Below are 5,390 nucleotides of genomic sequence, written 5' to 3' on the forward strand. Positions count from 1 at the left end.
CCGCAGTCCTGGCGTTGTGCGAGCCCAAGGCGCTGCGCTACCGCTTCCTCCACGCCGCGGCCCGACTGGCCCGCAGCGGCCGACGACGAAGAGTGAAAATCCCCGAAACGTGGCCCTGGGCGGTCGCTATCGTCGCCGTGTTCAGCACGATCGCCGCGATCCCCAAACCCGCCTGACCTCACCTGCCCGCCCACGACAGCACCACCCGGAGACCCGCCACCGGCAGCGCCAGCCGGCGCTCCCGCACGCCCATAGACGCAATCGCACCCACCGTCACCCGGCAGAAGCCGTCCTCACACTCCATGAATCAGCGGGGCTGACCTGTCTGACCGGCTCGTGATGAACCACGTCGTCGACCGCCACGCCCTCGTCGAGGGCCACCGCATCGCCCACGGCGTCGACGGGGCCGGAGAACCCGTGGTGCTGGTGCACGGGACCCCGTCGTCGTCGTACATCTGGCGCGACGTCGTTCCCCGACTCGTCGAGGCCGGGTACCGCACCCACGTCTTCGACCTGCTGGGGTACGGGCTCTCGGAGCGACCGTGGGACACGGGCGTCGACACGTCGATCACCGGCAACGTGTCGGTGCTCGAGGGGATGCTCGACGAGTGGGGCCTGGACACGTTCCACCTGGTGGCGCACGACATCGGCGGTGGGATCGCGCAGCGCTTTGGGGTGAGGTCCCCCGAGCGCCTACGCACCCTCACACTGATCGATGTGGTGAGCTTCGACAGTTACCCCTCCGAACGGACCCGCCAGCAGATGGCCGACGGTCCGGAGGCGTTGGCGAAGAGGCCCAACGACGAGCACCGGGAGCACTTCCGGGAGTGGCTGCTGTCGACCCATAGCGATCCGGCGGGCTTCGACCCCGAGGCGCTCCGGACGTACCTGGACTTCATCAGCGGACCGGTGGGCCAGCCGAGCTTCTTCCAGCACCAGGCGGCGCACTACGACCCCGTGCACACCATGGAGATCAGCGACCGGCTGCACACGCTGGGGGAGATCCCGGTCCAGCTGATCTGGGGTGCGGACGACACCTGGCAGATCCTCGACCGCGCCCACAGGTTGCAGCGGGCGATACCGGGCAGTGGGCTCCACGTGATCGAGGACTGCGGCCACTTCGCCCCGGAGGAACGCCCCGCGGAGGTGGCGGCGGCGGTGCTCGGGTTCCTGGGTCAGAGCGGCTCCTAGGGTCCGGCCGCCGGCACCCGTAGGTGCACGAGACCTCGCCTGGACCCACGGCCGTAACACTGACGAAAAACGCCCCTTACGTCCGCTTCGTAGGCTCGCCCCATCTAGAGACGCGAACCAACGTGTGAACCAACGTGAGGTGGAGACCGGATGACTCAGAACGCACTCGGCCGGGATGCCGCTGACAGCCTGGCCCGGGGGCTGGGCCGACGCCGATTCATTCAACTCGCCACCGCGTTGGGCGCGGCCGGAGCCACGGCAACCGTGGCGGGGTGCGGGACGAACCATGACAACGGTGCCTCGGCCACCCCAACCGGGATGCGGGCACCGTCGAGCCCGCTCCACCCGGGCGCCGGGGACATCCCGGGTGACCATTACCTTCCTTCCAGGACGGATGAGGTGCTGTGGGGGTACCTGCCGGGCACGAACGCCCAGCCGGTCCTGGAGATGGCCAGCGGAGAGACCGTCACGATCGACACCGTGAGCCACGAGGGGATCCTCGAGGACCAGGGCAGGGACCCGGTGGAATTCTTCGGAGGACACGGGGTCGCGGAGGCCGACATCCTCGAGGACGTCGTGGCGATCCCCCGTGACTACACGCGGACAGAGCGCGATTTCGACACCGACGGCCCCCATGTGGTCACCGGTCCGGTGTTCGTGGACGGTGCGGAACCCGGGGATGTGCTCAAGATCGAGACCCTCAGTGTCGTCCCCCGGGTGCCGTACGGAGTGGTGTCCAACCGGCACGGACGAGGTGCGTTGGGGTTGACCGGGGAAAACCGGGCTCCTGACGGCATCTCGCTCGACGAGGTCATGCCCCCCGTCGAGACGGACGGACGCGACAGTGGCAACCCGATGGACTACGGCAACGTCTCGGTCTTCACCCGGATCGAGGACGGCCACGGCGTGATGTCCGACGGGGACAGGGAGATCAGGTTCCCGCTCAACCCGTTCATGGGGATGGTGGGCGTGGCATCCGTCGACTCCACCGCGCTGAACGACGAGGACGCTCACTCCGTGCCGCCGACGATCACCGGCGGTAACCTGGACGTCGCCGACCTGGGCGCAGGTTCCGCGCTCTATGTTCCGGTGACCGCGGACGGCGCTCTCTTCTATGCTGGCGACCCACACTTCGCGCAGGGTCACGGAGAGGTGGCCCTGACAGCCGTGGAGGGCTCGCTCCGGGCAACCTTCCGCCTGACGGTCTGCAAGGAGGGGGACGGCACCGCGCCCGGTGTCGCCTTCCGGTACCCGTTCGGGGAAACGGAGGAGCACTGGGTGCCGATCGGGCTCTCGGACGAGCGCGGGCGGGCTGAAGAGGTGATCACCGGGGACCTCAACCGGGCGATGCGGCGCGCGGTGGTCAACGCTCTCGATTTCCTCGAACAGGACCAGGGAGTCAGTCGCGAGGTGGCGTACGCCTACCTGTCCGCCGCGACAGACTTCGTGATCTCGCAGGTGGTGGACCAGACAGTGGGGGTGCACGGGCTCATCCGCAAGGCTGACTTCTCCTGAGGCCGGGGCGGCGCGGTGGGGTCGTGATCGGCGCCGCCGCCGCGCCGCCTCACCCCACGCCCCTCACTCCGCCGCCGCGTCCTGCTCCCGCCCGTACCGCCCGGCCAGCCACGCACAGACGATCAGCTGGATCTGGTGGAACACCATCAGCGGTAGGACCAGTAGACCCACCGGCTGTCCGACGAACAGGACCGCGGCCATGGGCAGGCCCGTGGCCAGGGACTTCTTGGAACCGCAGAACTGCACGACCCGCTTGTCGCGCTCCTCGAACCCCAGCGCGCGGGAGATCAGTTCGGTCAATCCCAGCACGACCCCCAGCAGGACGCAGCAGGCGACGATCAGCCACGTCAACTGGGCGGGGCCGACCATCGACCAGATGCCGTCGGCGACCCCGTCCGAGAACGCGGAGTAGACGATCAGGACGATCACGGACTTGTCGAACAGGGCCAGGCGCTTGATCCGCTGCGTGACGGGCAGGACCCAGCGACGCAGCAGCTGCCCCAGCACGAACGGCAGGAGCAGCTGCAGGGCGATCGCCCCGACCGAGTCCCACGTGATGACCACCGATCCATCCGTGGTCATCAACGCGAAGACCAGCAGGGGGGTGACGAACACCCCGAGCAGGTTCGACACGGACGCCGAGACCACGGCCGCACTGACGTGACCGCGGGCGATCGCCACGAAGGTGATCGAGGACTGCACGGTGGACGGCACCAGCGTCAGGAACAGGAACCCCGTGGCCAGCGCCTCGCCGAGCACCGGTGTGAGCGCCCACCTGCCCAGCAGGCCGAACGCGGGGAACAGCAGGAACGTCGCGGCAAGGACCACCGAGTGCAGTCGCCAGTGCTTCACACCGGCCAGCAGCTCCCGGGGTTCCAACCGCGCGCCGTAGAGGAAGAACAGGACGGCGATCCCCACGGTGGTGACCCACCCGAGCGCCGTCGCCGCGCCTCCGGTCGCCGGCAGCACCGCCGCCACCACGACGGCGGCCAGGATCGCGAGGATGAACGGCTCGATCCGGAGGCGACGCAGAAAGCTCATCGACCCATTTCATCACCCCGGTCCGCGGGCGGTCCGCACGAGGCCCGCAGGGGCGGCCGATAGGCTCAGGTGATGACTGAGCGCGGAGGACAGGGGTGGCGGCCCAGGTCGCTGCGGGACGGTGAGGAACCGGACCCGCGGTTCACGCTCGCCAACGAGCGCACCTTCCTGGCGTGGATCCGGACGAGCCTCGGCCTGATGGCCGGCGCCGTGGCGATGGAGGCCTTCGCCGGCGACGAGATCCCGGAGTTCATCCGCACCCCGCTGGCGTGCGTACTGCTCGTGATGGCGGCATTGCTGGCGACCGTGTCGTTCCGTCGGTGGCTCCGGATCGAGGCCTCCATGCGCCACAATGATCCGCTGCCCGTCCCGCAGGCCTCGATCCTGCTGGTGCTGGGCATCGCGATCGGGGCTGTCCTGCTCCTGGTCGCGATCCTCGGAGGCACCTTCGCATGAGCTCCCCGCGGCGCCGGATCGGGGTGCGCCCCGAGGCCACGCCGCCCGACGCCGGGCTGCAGTCCGAGCGAACGAGTCTGTCGTGGGCCCGGACCTGGGCCGTGGTGACCGTCAACATCATCCTCGTGGCCAAGCTGATCGCGGAGACCTCGTGGCTGTGGGCGGCCGTCTTCTCGATGCTGTTGGTGGTCCCGCTCCTGGCGCTGCTCAGGGTGCAGCGGCACCACGAACGACGGGTGGGGCGCTTCGTCCGGGGCGGTGAGGTCCGGCAGACCCAGGCCCGCTACAACGTCGGCCTGGTGGCGATGGTGCTGGTGATGGCCGCGTGCGGGCTCACCGCCGTCCTGGTCCGGGTGCTGTCCTAGCTGTACGGACCAGCCGTACGGACCCCCGCGCCCGGACCAGGACCGGGTCGGATCAGGTGTTCTTGAGGCGACCGCTCAGGGCGTCGCGGAGCCGGTCGACCATGCCGACACCGGGCCCCAGCGTCATGTGGAACAGCTCGGAGTGCGGGGAACCGGGGTGCGGGCGGGTGGGGGCGATCACCTTGGCCGCCTCGACCTTGCGACCGAGGTCGACCAGATCCTCGGCGGAGACGGCTGCCCGCAACTTGGGGAACTGGTCGCTCTCCTCGTCGTCCGCGTGGTGATCGAGGAGTTCCTTGAAGCGCTTCACGGTGGCGATGAACTCGGCGCTCTCGGAGTCCAGGCCCTCGAGCTCCTTCATCACCTCTTCGATCTCCTGGTGCTCTTCCTTGTCGTGCTCGACCTCGTCGCCGCCGTCCGGGACCTCGCGCTCGTAGACGGGGTAGACGAACAACTCCTCGGCCACCGAGTGCCGGGTCACCTCGGCGATCACGGAGTCGGCCAGCGAACGGCGCCCCTTGGGGTCGGTGGTCTCCTCGATCATCTCGATCAGCCCGATCATCTCGCGATGGTCGGCGGTGAGGATGTCGACGACGTCCTTGTTGGACTCTGTCGTGGACTTCTGGGCCATGGCGAGCTCCTTCACGGTGTGGGTCGGATGGACCTCTGACCGTAGGCAACGTGCGGGAAGCGGGCCACCGGTCGGGCCGGGACGCGGGCCCCCACCCGGGCCCCCCACGCGGGCCCCACACAGGCCTCCCCGCGCTGCCCTACCGGGTGGTGGCGCTCTCCGATTCGCACATGCCCTGCAGGGCGCACGAC

Annotated in this window: 6 protein-coding genes; 4 read left to right on the forward strand and 2 right to left on the reverse strand. The window is 69.2% G+C overall.

The window, feature by feature from the left end; genetic code table 11:
* The first annotated feature begins 339 nt into the window (after nt 1-339).
* Both G6018_RS16935 and G6018_RS16940 read left to right on the forward strand, forming a co-directional pair.
* Nucleotides 340-1,191: an alpha/beta hydrolase gene (locus tag G6018_RS16935; RefSeq protein ID WP_182640264.1), complete on the forward strand. Its 852-nt coding sequence runs from the start codon at nt 340-342 to the stop codon at nt 1,189-1,191.
* 150 nt (nt 1,192-1,341) lie between these two features.
* On the forward strand, nt 1,342-2,706 hold the full coding sequence (locus tag G6018_RS16940) for an acetamidase/formamidase family protein (RefSeq protein WP_182640265.1): 1,365 nt from the start codon (nt 1,342-1,344) through the stop codon (nt 2,704-2,706).
* Between the two features lie 63 nt (nt 2,707-2,769).
* Here G6018_RS16940 and G6018_RS16945 read toward each other — a convergent pair whose 3' ends face one another.
* Complete coding sequence (locus G6018_RS16945) at nt 2,770-3,747, reverse strand: bile acid:sodium symporter family protein (RefSeq protein WP_182640266.1); 978 nt, start codon at nt 3,745-3,747, stop codon at nt 2,770-2,772.
* Between the two features lie 72 nt (nt 3,748-3,819).
* Here G6018_RS16945 and G6018_RS16950 point away from each other — a divergent pair, with 72 nt between their 5' ends.
* Both G6018_RS16950 and G6018_RS16955 read left to right on the forward strand, forming a co-directional pair.
* Nucleotides 3,820-4,203 (forward strand): DUF202 domain-containing protein, encoded by a 384-nt coding sequence (locus G6018_RS16950; protein WP_182640267.1) that lies wholly within the window; start codon nt 3,820-3,822, stop codon nt 4,201-4,203.
* The gene (locus G6018_RS16955; RefSeq protein WP_182640268.1) at nt 4,200-4,568 is read left to right on the forward strand and encodes a DUF202 domain-containing protein; all 369 of its coding nucleotides are present in this window, start codon (nt 4,200-4,202) and stop codon (nt 4,566-4,568) included. Before G6018_RS16950 ends, G6018_RS16955 begins: the two co-directional genes overlap by 4 nt.
* 52 nt (nt 4,569-4,620) lie before the next feature.
* On the opposite strand, the gene G6018_RS16960 is transcribed toward G6018_RS16955, so the two are convergent.
* Entirely contained in the window at nt 4,621-5,199 is a 579-nt protein-coding gene (locus G6018_RS16960; protein ID WP_182640269.1) for a hemerythrin domain-containing protein, read from the reverse strand.
* Nucleotides 5,200-5,390: the final 191 nt, after the last annotated feature.

Source organism: Dietzia sp. DQ11-44, from assembly GCF_014145205.1.
Taxonomy (GTDB): domain Bacteria; phylum Actinomycetota; class Actinomycetes; order Mycobacteriales; family Mycobacteriaceae; genus Dietzia; species Dietzia natronolimnaea.